General features: G+C 33.9%; 12 protein-coding genes. 3 read left to right on the top strand and 9 right to left on the bottom strand.

The genetic code is table 11. From position 1 onward, the window contains the following. Nucleotides 1–57 precede the first annotated feature (57 nt). Nucleotides 58–1311 (top strand): DEAD/DEAH box helicase, encoded by a 1254-nt coding sequence (locus FLACOL7796_RS18385; protein ID WP_173972184.1) that lies wholly within the window; start codon nucleotides 58–60, stop codon nucleotides 1309–1311. A 131-nt stretch (nucleotides 1312–1442) separates the two neighbouring features. Here FLACOL7796_RS18385 and FLACOL7796_RS18380 read toward each other — a convergent pair whose 3' ends face one another. The 3 genes from FLACOL7796_RS18380 to aroC all read right to left on the bottom strand — a co-directional run bounded on the left by FLACOL7796_RS18380 (nucleotide 1443) and on the right by aroC (nucleotide 6244). After that, nucleotides 1443–3671 (bottom strand): response regulator, encoded by a 2229-nt coding sequence (locus FLACOL7796_RS18380; protein ID WP_232067404.1) that lies wholly within the window; start codon nucleotides 3669–3671, stop codon nucleotides 1443–1445. Between the two features lie 175 nt (nucleotides 3672–3846). Then, the gene (locus tag FLACOL7796_RS18375; protein WP_173972183.1) at nucleotides 3847–5133 is read right to left on the bottom strand and encodes a dicarboxylate/amino acid:cation symporter; all 1287 of its coding nucleotides are present in this window, start codon (nucleotides 5131–5133) and stop codon (nucleotides 3847–3849) included. 52 nt (nucleotides 5134–5185) lie between these two features. After that, complete coding sequence (gene aroC / locus FLACOL7796_RS18370; RefSeq protein WP_173972182.1) at nucleotides 5186–6244, bottom strand: chorismate synthase; 1059 nt, start codon at nucleotides 6242–6244, stop codon at nucleotides 5186–5188. A 188-nt stretch (nucleotides 6245–6432) separates the two neighbouring features. On the opposite strand from aroC, the gene FLACOL7796_RS18365 reads away from it, so the two are divergent. Next, nucleotides 6433–7257, top strand: a complete 825-nt coding sequence (locus tag FLACOL7796_RS18365) for a UDP-2,3-diacylglucosamine diphosphatase (protein ID WP_173972181.1) — start codon at nucleotides 6433–6435, stop codon at nucleotides 7255–7257. 172 nt (nucleotides 7258–7429) lie between these two features. After that, the gene (locus FLACOL7796_RS18360; RefSeq protein ID WP_173972180.1) at nucleotides 7430–7927 is read left to right on the top strand and encodes a hypothetical protein; all 498 of its coding nucleotides are present in this window, start codon (nucleotides 7430–7432) and stop codon (nucleotides 7925–7927) included. A gap of 281 nt (nucleotides 7928–8208) precedes the next feature. Here FLACOL7796_RS18360 and FLACOL7796_RS18355 read toward each other — a convergent pair whose 3' ends face one another. From FLACOL7796_RS18355 to FLACOL7796_RS18330, 6 genes are all read right to left on the bottom strand, one after another. Then, entirely contained in the window at nucleotides 8209–8637 is a 429-nt protein-coding gene (locus FLACOL7796_RS18355; RefSeq protein WP_173972179.1) for a protease complex subunit PrcB family protein, read from the bottom strand. Nucleotides 8638–8661: 24 nt separating this feature from the next. Beyond that, the gene (gene bshA / locus FLACOL7796_RS18350) at nucleotides 8662–9798 is read right to left on the bottom strand and encodes an N-acetyl-alpha-D-glucosaminyl L-malate synthase BshA (RefSeq protein WP_173972178.1); all 1137 of its coding nucleotides are present in this window, start codon (nucleotides 9796–9798) and stop codon (nucleotides 8662–8664) included. A gap of 491 nt (nucleotides 9799–10289) precedes the next feature. Continuing rightward, entirely contained in the window at nucleotides 10290–10772 is a 483-nt protein-coding gene (locus tag FLACOL7796_RS18345; protein ID WP_173972177.1) for an ABC transporter ATPase, read from the bottom strand. A gap of 96 nt (nucleotides 10773–10868) precedes the next feature. Beyond that, nucleotides 10869–11660, bottom strand: a complete 792-nt coding sequence (locus FLACOL7796_RS18340) for a (Fe-S)-binding protein (RefSeq protein WP_173972176.1) — start codon at nucleotides 11658–11660, stop codon at nucleotides 10869–10871. A gap of 130 nt (nucleotides 11661–11790) precedes the next feature. Beyond that, nucleotides 11791–13128 (bottom strand): (Fe-S)-binding protein, encoded by a 1338-nt coding sequence (locus FLACOL7796_RS18335; protein WP_173972175.1) that lies wholly within the window; start codon nucleotides 13126–13128, stop codon nucleotides 11791–11793. Between the two features lie 6 nt (nucleotides 13129–13134). Then, nucleotides 13135–14100, bottom strand: coding sequence for an MlaD family protein (locus FLACOL7796_RS18330; protein ID WP_173972174.1), 966 nt, complete (start codon nucleotides 14098–14100; stop codon nucleotides 13135–13137). Between the last annotated feature and the right edge of the window lie 43 nt (nucleotides 14101–14143).

The raw sequence follows: 14143 nt of genomic DNA, 5'->3' as shown, positions 1-14143 counted from the left end.
AAACCTATCTTTGCACAGAATTTTAGTACTTAAAACTAAATTCTTAATACCTAAGATATGTTATTCGAAGATTTATCACTTTCAAAAAGTATACAAAAAGCCGTATTTGAAGAAGGCTACCTAAACCCTACTCCTATTCAGGAACAATCTATTCCGATTGTTTTGGCAGGAAGGGATTTAATTGGTTGTGCCCAAACCGGTACAGGAAAAACTGCTGCATTTGCCATCCCAATCATACATCAATTACACCGAATTGTAGGCTCATCAAAAAAAGCAAAAGTAATTCGTGCCCTTATAGTAACTCCAACTCGTGAATTAGCGGTTCAAATTGGACAAAGTTTTGATACTTATGCCAAATATACTAACCTGACTCAATTGACGATTTTTGGTGGAGTATCGCAAAACCCGCAAGTTGACGCGTTGAAAAACGGAGTTGACATTTTAGTCGCTACACCAGGAAGATTATTAGATTTACAAAAACAAGGTTTCCTTGACCTGGATCATTTGCATACTTTAGTTTTAGACGAGGCCGATCAAATGCTGGACATGGGTTTTATAAACGATGTAAAAAAGATCGTAAAACTAACGCCTAAAAACCGTCAGACTTTATTATTTTCGGCTACAATGCCAATTGCTATTCGCGAATTAGCCGAAATGTTTCTGCAAGATCCTGCAAAAGTTGAAGTTTCTCCAGTTTCCTCAACAGCAGAAAATGTAGAGCAACGTGTTTATTTTGTTGAAAAAACAGAAAAAAGAAATTTACTTTACCACCTTATAAAAAACGAAGAATTATCAAACGTTTTGGTTTTCTCAAGAACCAAACACGGAGCTGATAATGTTGTAAAAGCATTGCGTAAAAAAGATATTCCTGCTGAAGCTATTCACGGAGATAAATCACAAAATGCAAGACAACGCGTTTTAGATGCTTTTAAAAATAAAGAAGTTGGCGTTCTTGTGGCGACTGATATTGCTGCAAGGGGAATTGATATTGATCAATTACCATTCGTAATCAACTTTGATTTACCTAACATTCCTGAAACTTACGTGCATAGAATTGGACGTACAGGTCGTGCCGGAAACGGAGGAGTTGCGATTTCGTTTTGTAGTAAAGACGAACACGGTTACTGGAAAGATATTCAGAAATTGATAAAAGTAGATGTAAAAACAATTACAGATCATCCTTATCAATGGCATGCCGGAAGTCCTGAAGAAGCAGCAAAAGAAAAGCCTAAAAACTCAAACCGAAGCGGCGGCGCTCATAAATCAAGAAAATCAAACGCTTCTAAACAAAATAAAAAACGCTGGTATTAATCGTATCAGCTAAATATTTTAAATAATTCCGAACACGAATTTCAAAAATCTGCACCAATTTCGATCGTTTAAATTAATTTGTAAATTAATTTAACAAGAGAGATTTTAGCAGCGATTGCTGAAATTCGTGTTTAGTTTTTTATACTCGTCTCGCTTTTTGCTTCGTGTATTAAGTAACTTATAATTTTAAACAATTTTACCGGCTCAAAAGGTTTGATGATAATATCGCTCATTCCTGACGAAATTGCTTCATCTGTTATTTCATCTTTATCAAAAGCGGTTAAGGCTACAATAGGCGTTTTTATGCCTTTTAAACGAATTCTTTTAGTCGTTTCAAATCCATTCATCAAAGGCATATTAATATCCATTAAAATAAGATCAAAATCCTCTTTGTCTAATATTTCTAAAGCTCCAAAACCATCATCAACGACTTTACAGATATAATTATTCTTTTCGATAATTTTCTTGGTAACCAGCTGATTGATCAGATTATCCTCGACAATCAGTATTTTATAAACATCGCTCGACGTTAAATCTACTTCGATTTCATCTATAATCTTTTTAGTCTTTTGCGGATCATGCTCAAAAGGAATCACAAACGAAAATGAAGTTCCTTCGCCAATATTACTTTTTAAACTAATTGTACTTCCAAAAAGTCCAAGTAATCGTTTTACAATACTCAGTCCTAATCCTGTTCCCTGATAATCTTCGTCTTTTCTGCCTACCTGAACAAATTTTTCGAAGATTTTACCCTGATCAACGATCGCAATTCCAACGCCATTATCCTTAATTAAAAAATCAAGATAATACATCTTTCCTTCTATCTTATTGAGTTTTACAATGATTTCGACTTCCCCATCTTTGGTAAATTTTAAGGCATTGCTCACTAAATTCATCAGGATTTGCGCCAGCCTTAATTTATCTCCAATTAAATATTCCGGAATCTCAGGATCAATAGATACGGATATGGTATTGTTGTTTTTTTGAGATAAAAACGAAAGGGAATTTTTGATCATTGTAATTTCATCCGAAATATTAAAGGTCAGATTCTCTAATACTACTTTATTTTCTTCAATTTTATTAATTTGAAGAATGTCGTTTACTAATGACAATAAATATCGGGCGGAAAATTTTAAGGAACTTAAATGCTGGCTTCTTGACAATTCTTTGTGTTCTTCAAGCAGCATATTCGTAATTCCGACTACACCATACAACGGAGTACGCAATTCGTGGCTTATAGTCGAAATAAATTGGGTTTTAAGCATCGAGGCTTCCTCTGCAATTTCTTTAGCCCTTAGAAGCTCTAAATTGTGCTTTTTCTTAAACTTGATATTTTTAATCAGCGTAATGATAAGAAAAACAAGTATGAAGGAGATCAGCACAAACAAGATGACAATAATCCTGGATTTTTTCAGACTTTGATATTGCGAATCTTTTTCATTTTCGATTTTATCAATTTGTCTTTTGTACTCGTCTAACTCAAGATTAAAACCCGCAATCGAAGCGCGCTTGAGTTTTTCTTTATTGGTCATTTCATCCCGGATCGTATTGTAAGACAGCATATTTTTATAAGCATCTTCAAACTTACCAATCTTATTTAAAAACTTCGAATACTCTAAATACGCATACAACAAATCTGTTTTTTCATCTATAGACTCTCCATAAGAAATGGCTTTTGAAAAATATTTATCTGCCTTATCGTTTTTATTTTCATTCGACCAATACATTCCGTTTAAAAAATTCAACGCAATATCATTTGACTTTCCTTTTAAATCGTTCTGATTTTTATTGATATACTTCAGGTAAGGCAAGCCTTCTTTAAAATTTCCAATCTTAAAATAAGACCAAACGATGTTAAGGTTGGTTATCGCAACTTCTTCAGCATATTTTGAGTTATCGCCAAATTTTAATGATTCTTTGTAATAAGCAATTCCGTCTCTGTATAATTTTCTTTCAAAAAAGCACAAGTTCCCTAAATTACTGGTAATCATCATTCGTAAACTAACGATATTAGATCTTTTAGCATAAGATAAAGCTTTGTGGTAAAAAAAATCTGCTTTATCAAGTTCTCCCAACTCATGAAAGTTAATTGCTATGATATTGTAATTTCGGGAAATTAAGGTATCATTTTTTATATTAAAAGCGTGCTGTAAGGCTATACCGGATTTCTCTAAAGACTTTTCGTAATTGGTATCATCTAAAAAATCACAGGCTTCTTTGGTTAAATCTTTAACTATTTCATTTGATACGCTACCAGTCTGAGCAACGAGCTCAGGACAAAATAAATTTAGAAAAACAAAAACTAAAAAATAAAACCTGTAATAAGACATAATTTGGGAAATGTTTATCCAAATATACATTTTTATAAGTTCAAAATAGCAGTATGTTTTTTGATAACGTAAAGTAATAATAATCAATATTTTTATCCTACTTATCATGATTCTAAGCAATCACAAATAGCAATAAATAAAAAACCGTAATGAAAGCATTCTCATTACGGTTTTTTATTTAAAAAGTATCAATTAATTTTCCGGACTATACTTCTTCAAGTCCTTCAATAGTATCTTCTTTATCATCTTCCCATTGTCCTACAACCGAAGTTGCTAAAGCATTACCTAAAACATTGGTAGCACTTCTGAACATATCACAAAAGTGATCAATTGGCAAGATCAGGGCGATTCCTTCTACAGGAATTTTAAACATACCACAAGTAGCCGCAACGATTACTAAACTTGCTCTTGGCACACCTGCAATACCTTTACTGGTTAACATTAAAACCAAAAGCATTGCCATTTGCGTTCCTAAATCTAAGTGAACACCATAAAACTGAGCAATAAAAATACTGGCAAAAGTCATGTACATCATACTTCCGTCAAGGTTAAACGAATAACCCAACGGTAACATAAATGCTACAATTTTGTTTTTTACACCAAAATCTTCTAATTCTTCCGTTAATTTAGGAAAAACTGCTTCACTACTTGTTGTTCCAAAAGCAATTGCTAATGGCCCAACAATACGTTTTAATAACTCCGTCATTCTTCCTTTAAGGAACATATACCCTACAAGAATCAAGACTACCCATAATGTACTGATTCCGACTAAGAATGATCCGAAAAATTTAAAATAAGTAATGATCAATTCTTCTGCATCTCTAATAGCAAAAACTCCTGCAATAGCACCAAATACCCCAATTGGAGCAAAGTTCATTACATAGTTTACCATTTTTAAAACAATATGCGACGCTTTATCAAAAGCATTTATAATTGGTTTTACTGTACTTCCTAATGAAGCTGCTGCTAAACCAAAAAAGATAGAGAATATTACAATTTGTAAAATTTCATTGGTTGCCATTGCCTCAAAAATACTTTTAGGAACAATATGCTCTACGAAATTTTCAACCGATAATATTTTTGTTTTTGCTGTAACTTCAGAAGCCGCAGCCATATCTACGTGCTCTAATTTTAAACCAACTCCAGGTTCTAAAACGTTCACAAAAAATAATCCAATCAATAAGGACACGAAAGAAGCTGTAAAAAACCACGCAAGTGCTTTTCCTCCAATTCTTCCCACCGTTTTTATATCACCCAGTTTTGCAATTCCTACTACTAATGTAGTAAAAACTAAAGGAGCAATAATCATTTGCACTAATCTGATAAAGATCGTTGCAAGCATTTTTATTTTATTACTAAAAGACAGTGCAGCTTCCTGCGAAATTGAGTTATGAATCACAATTCCTAACGCTGCCCCAAGCACCATTGCAATTACTATTTGCCCAGTTAACCCTTTAAGGAATGATTTTTTTTTAGTTTCTGTTACTTGCATTAATTTTTTATTTAGAATTAAAATATTAAGACCCTCACTGTCTTAATTTTTATTAATATGTTTTGTTGATTAAATAAAAATCAGCCAAAACAATTGCTGCCATAGCCTCTACAATAGGCACGGCACGCGGCACAACACACGGATCATGACGGCCTTTACCCGTCATTGGTGTTATGTTTCCTTTATTATCTAATGAATCCTGAGTTTGCATGATAGTCGCAACAGGTTTAAAAGCTACCCTAAAGTAAATATCCATTCCGTTGCTTATTCCGCCCTGAATTCCTCCTGATAGATTTGTTTTTGTTGTTCCGTCAGGATTGTATAAATCGTTGTGTTCACTTCCTTTCATTTCAGAACCAGAAAATCCGCTTCCGTACTCAAAACCTTTTACAGCATTGATAGAAAGCATTGCTTTTCCTAATTCAGCATGAAGTTTATCAAAAACCGGCTCACCTAAACCAACCGGAACGTTTTTAATTACACATGAAACTACTCCACCAACAGTATCTCCCTGTTTGCGGATATCACGAATGTATTCTTCCATAATCGCTGCTGATTTTTCGTCAGGACAACGAACTGGATTACTTTCTATTTTAGAAAAATCTAAATCCTGGTATGGTGTATCTAAATGAATTGGCCCTACAGACGAAACATAAGCATTAATTTTAATTTCCGGCAACATTTGCTTTGCAATGGCCCCGGCTACTACTCTGCTTGCTGTTTCTCTTGCAGAACTTCTTCCGCCACCGCGATAATCACGAAAACCATATTTTTGGTCGTATACATAATCAGCATGACTTGGTCTGTAATTGTCTTTTATATGAGAGTAATCATCAGATTTCTGATTCGTATTCGGGATAATAAAACCTATAGGAGTTCCGGTAGTTTTACCTTCAAAAATACCAGACAAAAACTGCACTGCATCCGGTTCTTTACGTTGTGTTACAATTGCTGATTGTCCTGGTTTTCTTCGGGACATTTCAAATTCAATTGCTTCTAAATCAAGTTCAATTCCTGATGGACAACCATCAATAATTCCGCCTAAAGCTTCACCATGAGATTCTCCAAATGTTGTAACTTTATATAGGGTGCCGTAGCTATTTCCTGCCATTGTAATTAGTTTTGAGCAAATGTAAGTTTTATGAATTAAATTAAAAAATTTAAAATACGTATTATTAACTAAAGGTTAAGTAGTTTAAAAATCACAATTTATTAAAATTGTAGCCAAATTGATAACCTTTTGATAAAATAAAGCCCGCCAAAGTTTCTTTTATTTGTTAAACTTCAAAAAAAGAAAAATTGAAAAAACGAAATGTCGAATTGGTCATTCTTTCAGATGTCCATTTGGGAACTTACGGAAGTCACGCTAAAGAACTAAACAACTACCTATCAAGCATTAAACCCAAAACATTAGTCTTAAACGGCGATATTATTGATGCCTGGCAGTTTAGAAAATCATACTTCCCTAAAGCACATTTAAGAGTCATTCAGCGTATCATCGGGATGGCATCTAAGGGCACAAAAGTGTATTATATTACCGGAAATCACGACGAAATTCTTCGAAAATTCAGCGACATGAATATGGGAAATTTTTCTCTGGTCGATAAACTGGTTTTAGAACTAGACGATAAAAAAGCCTGGATTTTTCACGGAGATGTTTTCGATGCTTCGGTTCAGCACTCAAAATGGATTGCAAAACTAGGCGGATTAGGTTATGATTATCTTATTTTAAGCAATCGATTTGCCAATTGGTGTTTGACAAAACTAGGTCGTGAACCTTATTCTTTTTCTAAAAAAATAAAAGCAAGCGTTAAAAAAGCCGTCAAATTTATTTCTGATTTCGAAACAACAGCGACAGATTTGGCTATCGAAAAAAAATACGATTATGTAATTTGCGGACACATACACGAACCTAAAATTATTACCAAAGAAAACAAAAACGGCTCTACCTTATATTTAAATTCCGGCGATTGGGTCGAAAATCTAACCGCATTAGAATACCATAAAAAACGCTGGAAATTATATTCGTATACCGAAAGTAATTTTACCGAAGAAGAGAATCTTTTTGAAATGGAAGACATTTTAACTTCGCAATTAATCTCTTCTATCATCCTAAAAAAATAATCCTAAAAAATGCTCCAAAACCGGCTAAATCATGCATTATTACTGATATAGTGGCTTTTAACAAATTTTGGTTATTCTTCAAAAATGTGAATTATATAACAATTTTCAAAAATATTATACGTTTGAACGTTGTGCATCAAAGTACATTTGAAAAAAATTAATAACCATTTTTATGAAAAAAATCATTTTATCTGCCATTATGCTATTAGGATTAGCTTTTACGGCCCAATCACAAGAAATTTCAAAACACGCTTTAGGACTGCGTTTAGGAGACAATAACGGATTTGGTGGCGAGGTATCATATCAATTAGGATTAAGTCAAAAAAACAGACTTGAATTTGATTTAGGATTTAGAAACAGCAGCAATGTAGATGCTATTAAAGCAGTTGGTCTTTACCAATGGGTATGGAACATTGACGGAGGTTTTAACTGGTACGCTGGTGTTGGTGGTGGTATTGCTACCTGGGATCACAGTTACAACAACAACAATTTTAGATATAAAGACAGCGGAACATATGTATTTGCAGCTGGAGACATCGGTATAGAATACAGATTTAGCGAAGCGCCTATTACACTTTCAATAGATGCAAGACCAGAAATTGGATCAGGATATTATGACGATGACAATTTTGGATTTGATGTAGGTTTAGGAGTTAAATTTAGATTCTAAAATTAAAACTAAAAAATAATTGTAAAAGAAATCCTGTCGTTTTTCAACGACAGGATTTTTTTTGTTTTTATTAGACTGAACAAGTCTTAGCTATAAAGTTAATTTAACCGCAAAGCACGCAAGTTTTTTTTCTGGATCACTTATAAAAACGCAAAGTTCGCAAAGCTAAGTCAATATAAAGCTTTGCGAACTTTGCGTTTTTATATAAGCCACATATAGAAAAAAACTTTGCGTGCTTTGCGGTTAAATTCAGTCAGAAATTTTCACATTTCGCATGTAAATTACTTTATAATAATCTCTTTTTTCGAATGCACTTTTACCACCGTATAAGGATAAGTAATTACCTGCATTACCATAGCATCTGCAGCAGGACTAATTTCTTTTACCGTAATGATAATATTCTTATCTGTTTCTTCTACTTTTTCAACCCCAATAGAGTAACCACCGGTGTTTTTCTCACCCATGTTTAAGATCACATAATTCGAACTGCTAATATCATCGTGTTTCATTTTTTCTTTCAAAAGCGGATCGTTTTCTAACATTTTGATTTCATTAGGTTCTGTCAAAATTTCGAAAAACTTAATATTTCCGCCACCATCAGATTGTTCCGTTAAAACCTCATACAAGACTTTAGAACCTGAATCTGTTGTTTTTTTAGCTCCACACGACATCAAAACAAAAACTATTACAACCGAAATTACTTTTTTCATTTACGCGTATTTTTAAATTGTGTTTTACTCTTTATAATCGTCTATTGCTTTTTGATACAAAGCTTCGTACTTAGGCAGAATATTTTGAATATCAAATTTCTTCGCCACCTCTAAAGCATTTGCTTTAAATTCACTCAGCGTTTTATCGTCTTTAAGAATTTTAATTGCATTGGCCGCCATTTCTTCGACATTCCCAACATTACTCAGGTAACCTGAAATACCATCAAAATTAACCTCTGGCAAACCACCTGAATTACTAGAAATTACCGGAACTCCGCAAGCCATTGCTTCTAAAGCTGCCAAACCAAAACTTTCCGTTTCAGACGGAAGCAGGAACAAATCAGTAAGACATAAAATCTTATCAATTTCATTACTGTTCCCAAAGAAAATTACTTTGTCGTAAATACCCAGTTCCATACATAAAACCTCGGCTTTTTCTTTTTCAGGACCATCACCCACCATCATTAATTTGGCCGGCATTTCTTTCTGAATATTATAGAAAATCTTAATAATGTCCGGAATACGTTTTACCTTTCTAAAGTTACTAATATGCGTTATGATGCGCTCATTTTCCTTCGCCATAACATAACGATGACAAGGCTGTTGCGGATCTTTTCTCATTTTATCCAACTCAATAAAATTCGGAATCACCTTGATTTTATTCCTGATCTTAAACAATTTCAACGTATCATCTTTCAAACTCTGAGAAACAGAAGTTACATAATCTGATTTATTGATACTAAACGTTACCGCAGGTTTATAAAACGGATGATTTCCCACCAGCGTAATATCAGTTCCGTGCAGCGTTGTAATCATTGGCAGATTAATCCCCTCATTTTTCAGCATTTGTTTCGCCATATACCCCGCATACGCGTGAGGAATAGCATAATGCACGTGAAGGACTTCAATCTTGTACAATTTCACCATATCGACCAATTTACTTGACAAAGCCAACTCATAAGGCTGATAATGAAAAAGAGGATATTCAGGAACGTTTACTTCGTGATAATGAACATTAGGATTCAAAAGTGCCAACCTAACCGGCTGACTATAAGTAATAAAATGGATTTCGTGTCCGCGTCTGGCTAATTCAAGACCTAATTCTGTAGCAACTACGCCACTACCGCCAAATGTCGGATAACAAACTATAGCTATTTTCATGTATTAAATTTAATACTACGAAAGTACTCAAAAATAGCGTTTCATTGAGTATCACTAATGTTAGATTTTCATAAAATTAGTCTAAAATTCAAGAATTCCATCCTTTATGATCTTCAACCTTCGCTACAAGTGTTTCAGTAAATAACTTTTATTTTTTTCAGGGAGCAAAAGATTTCCATTCAAAAGAACGATCCGTCCCGCTGTCCGCTATATCTTTTCTGCCGAACCCCGGCAAAAAAGGATATCACTCCCATCGGGGCTAGATTAGAGGTTTTAGTTTTTATAAGAACATTTTCCACGATGTTGTCATCCTGACGGAGGAAGGATCACATACGAAACTCCTCACAGTAATTCGTCAATCTTTGTCGAGTCACTAGTGTGATCCTTCCTCCGTCAGGATGACAAGATTGCGAAGATTTTCATTTCCAGAAACAAAAAAAGGTACAAAACTTTAAAGTTTCATACCTTTTAAAATATCTTAGAAATTCTTCTTAGAAAAATCTGCTATGCCAGCTATCAGCAGCAGGAACTTCCCAAGATTCGTTGTATTCTTCTATGTTGTTTACAAGATTATTAAAAACAATCGTATTCTCAGAAACCGATTTGTCTTTTACCATTTTCTTGAAATCAATTAATGGTTTGTGTGCGATATGTTCACCCAGTTTAAAAGTAACATTCATTTTGTCTAGCAAATCAACGTTATGTTTTTTCTCTAAACTCTGAATAAATTCTACCGAACTATCAATAGAACACCCTGTAGCCGCTTGTACATCCTGATTTACAGCCAAAATAATGAATCGGTTGTATTTTAGTTGGTACGAAGCTTCTAAACTTGTTCCGTGTGCCGCCCAGCTTTCAACGAAAGCTTTCAGGTCGGTTTCTATTTCAGAAAATTCTTCCTCAGAAAATTTTCTGTTCGATTGGTAAATCCAGATTCTGGATTCGCCTGGTAAATCTTCAAAAGGTATATACATTTTTAATTTTAGATTTTAGATTTTAGATTTTAGATTTGAAAAAGCCTCAAGCTCAAAACTTAGAACCTTAGCAACTCAGCCACTCAGAACCTTATTTTACAAATCCTGCGCATTAGCAATTAATTCAGCAATATCCATTACTTTAACTTGCCCTTCTTTCTCCTGGTGTTTAATACCATCTGTTAACATCGTATTGCAAAACGGACAACCCGCTGCAATAATATCCGGTTTTACTTCGAGAGCATCCTCAGTACGCAATACATTTACTTCTTTGTTTCCTGGTTCAGCATCTTTAAACATTTGTGCTCCACCTGCTCCACAACATAAACCATTCGCTTTAGAACGCTTCATTTCAACCAATTCTACATCAAGTTTTTCGATTAAATCCCTTGGTGCTTCATAAATTTTATTAGCTCTTCCTAAATAACAAGGATCGTGAAAAGTGATTTTCTTTCCTTTAAACTGACCTCCTTCAACTGTTAATCTTCCGTCATCCATTAATGACTTCAAAAATTCTGTATGATGCACAACATCATATTGACCTCCTAATTCAGGATATTCATTTTTTAAAGTATTAAAACAATGCGGACAAGCCGTAACAATTTTCTTGGCTTCATACGCATTCAAAACCTCGATATTCATCATGGCCTGCATCTGAAACAAAAATTCATTTCCGGCACGTTTTGCAGGATCTCCCGTACAACTCTCTTCAGTACCAAGAACCGCAAAAGAAACATTCGTACGATTTAAAATGCGTACAAATGCTTTCGTAATTTTTTTTGCTCTATCATCAAAACTTCCTGCACAACCTACCCAAAACAAAACTTCTGGTTGTTTTCCCTGAGCCAGCATTTCTGCCATTGTTGGTACTACTAAACTTTCTGACATCTTATTCTTTTATTAAATCGATTAATCGTTTATTTGTTTAATCACCTTTAAGCGATGAACAAAAACTAAAACCGAAATTATTTTAAAATCGATTAAACGGTTAAATAACTAACCGATTAAACAATAAATCTTAATTCTCGTTTTTCCAGTTTAACCTGTCTTGCTGACTGTATTGCCATGGCGCACCATTGTTTTCAATATTAGTCATCATAGCATTTAGTGACATTGGTGCAGCACTTTGCTCCATCACTAAATAGCGACGCATATCCATAATAATAGACAACGGACTAATATTTACAGGACATTCTTCGACACAAGCATTACACGAAGTACAAGCCCATAATTCTTCGGGAGTAATGTAATCGTTTAATAATGTTTTGTTATCCGGAACAAAAACACCTTTATTGGCATCAATGTTTTTTCCAACTTCCTGCAAACGATCTCTTGTATCCATCATAATTTTACGAGGAGACAATTTTTTACCTGTTTGGTTCGCCGGACAAGATGATGTACAACGACCGCATTCTGTACAAGTATAAGCGTTTAACAACTGAACCCAGTTTAAATCCTGAACATCACTTGCTCCAAATTTACTTGGCGCAGCATTTTCATCAACCGGAGCAGCCGCAAACGGATCTGCATTAGGATCCATCATTAACTTTACCTCTTTGGTAACCGAAGCCAGATTATCAAACTGACCTTCCGGATTTAAATTAGCAAAGTAGGTATTTGGGAAAGCTAAAATAATGTGTAAGTGTTTTGAGAAGTACAAGTAGTTCATGAAAACTAAAATACCTGCAATATGCAACCACCAAAAAACTTCAAACAGCAATCCAACCAATTCGTTAGACATTCCGTTAAACATTGGTGCAATAAACTGACTTATCGGAAAGCTTCCTGCTTTATGAAAATGCGAAAATCCTCCAGGAACATTCTGCAAATGCAAATCAGACGCATTCATCAATAAAAACAAAATCATTAAAACAGTCTCGAAATACAAAATATAATTTGCATCACTTTTAGGAAATCCGTTTAGATCCGGATTTATAAAACGTTTTAATTTTATAATGTTTCTTCTGATCCAGAAAACGACTACAGCAAAAATGACAAGTATTGCCAATATTTCGAATGAAGCAATTAAAACATCATAGACTACTCCTAAATAAGGCGCAAAAACTCTATGAGTTCCAAATAACCCATCTATAATAATCTCAAGTAATTCGATATTAATAATTATGAAACCTACATATACAAAAATATGAAGAATTCCAGCTACAGGGCGTCTCACCATTTTTGATTGCCCAAGAGCAATCAATGCCATGTTTTTCCAGCGCGCTTTAGAATTATCCTTTCGATTTACATCTACTCCTAAGTTAATGTTTCGGATGATCTTTTTTACGCTCGCTGCAAAAAAACCGAAACCAACTATAAGAAGTATGGCGAACAAAATATTATCTAAATAACTCATTTACAATTATTTTTTATCAGTTGAATTGGCATCTTCTGCCGGTGCTACATAGGGTTTATTTTTCTTTCCAAAAAGAGAAACATTTACATAACGTGTTGGATACAAACGTACATCCTGCAACAATAACTCTAACTCTTTTGAGGTTTTAGCCAAATTGTTGTACAAAGCATCATCACTTAATAATTTACCAGCTGTACCTTTTCCTGAATTTAAGTTACTCATAAGTCCATCAACTTTAGCCAAAGTCTGGTTTAGGTTTCTAACTGTTTTTCCTAAATCAGCTTTATTTAAAGAATCTGATATTTTATTGAAGTTGCTTGACATTTTATTAAAGTTTGTCACTACTCCGTTAATCTGACCTTTATTAGTATCCAGAATAGAATTCAAACTTCCTGAAGCTCTATGAAACTGCTCCATAGTCTGACTTAATTCTGCTAATGATTTTTTTAAATTTTCCTGACCCTGCTTGTCTAAAACATTGTTTAATCCGGATACCAGAGTATTTATGTTTAAAAGCATTAGATCTAATTTTTGCTGAATAGGTTCAATTTTCCCTCCAAGTGACTCTGTTAAGCCTAATTCTACTGCAGCTTCAAGCGTTTGCCCTTCTACAGCCGGATCTTTATCAGCAAGGTTTGGCAAAATCTTAATTTGTTTTCCACCAATTAAACTTGGCGAATACAAAGCAGCTTTACTTGTTTTAGAAATTGGAAAATCTGTTTTTAACTGAAGTTCAACTAATAATTTACCAGTTACTTCATTAATTGTAATTTTACTTACTTTACCTATTGAAAGTCCATTTATAGTAACGGGTGCTGACGGTGACAAAGTCTCAACATTATCATACTCTACATATAATGTCTTGTAATTTGTAAAAAGGTCTCTGCCTTTTAAAAAACTGTAGCCCCAGATAAATAATAAAATTGACGCGATGACTAAAATAGCCGTTTTAATTTCTCTTGTTAGTTTCAAAATTCTTAGTGTTTGTACAAAATTAGTATAAATATTCGAACTA

The organism is Flavobacterium bizetiae, assembly GCF_902804475.1.
Taxonomy (GTDB): Bacteria; Bacteroidota; Bacteroidia; order Flavobacteriales; family Flavobacteriaceae; genus Flavobacterium; species Flavobacterium bizetiae.
Note: the sequence above shows the minus strand (reverse complement) of the source record. Positions and strands in the feature narration are given on the sequence as shown.

Coding starts and splice junctions, on each gene's coding strand:
- FLACOL7796_RS18335 (WP_173972175.1), bottom strand. CDS start 13,128: ATGAGTTATTTAGATAATATTTTGTTCGCCATACTTCTTATAGTTGGT.
- FLACOL7796_RS18355 (WP_173972179.1), bottom strand. CDS start 8,637: ATGAAAAAAGTAATTTCGGTTGTAATAGTTTTTGTTTTGATGTCGTGT.
- FLACOL7796_RS18385 (WP_173972184.1), top strand. CDS start 58: ATGTTATTCGAAGATTTATCACTTTCAAAAAGTATACAAAAAGCCGTA.
- FLACOL7796_RS18345 (WP_173972177.1), bottom strand. CDS start 10,772: ATGTATATACCTTTTGAAGATTTACCAGGCGAATCCAGAATCTGGATT.
- FLACOL7796_RS18380 (WP_232067404.1), bottom strand. CDS start 3,671: ATGTATATTTGGATAAACATTTCCCAAATTATGTCTTATTACAGGTTT.
- FLACOL7796_RS18375 (WP_173972183.1), bottom strand. CDS start 5,133: ATGCAAGTAACAGAAACTAAAAAAAAATCATTCCTTAAAGGGTTAACT.
- bshA (WP_173972178.1), bottom strand. CDS start 9,798: ATGAAAATAGCTATAGTTTGTTATCCGACATTTGGCGGTAGTGGCGTA.
- FLACOL7796_RS18360 (WP_173972180.1), top strand. CDS start 7,430: ATGAAAAAAATCATTTTATCTGCCATTATGCTATTAGGATTAGCTTTT.
- aroC (WP_173972182.1), bottom strand. CDS start 6,244: ATGGCAGGAAATAGCTACGGCACCCTATATAAAGTTACAACATTTGGA.
- FLACOL7796_RS18340 (WP_173972176.1), bottom strand. CDS start 11,660: ATGTCAGAAAGTTTAGTAGTACCAACAATGGCAGAAATGCTGGCTCAG.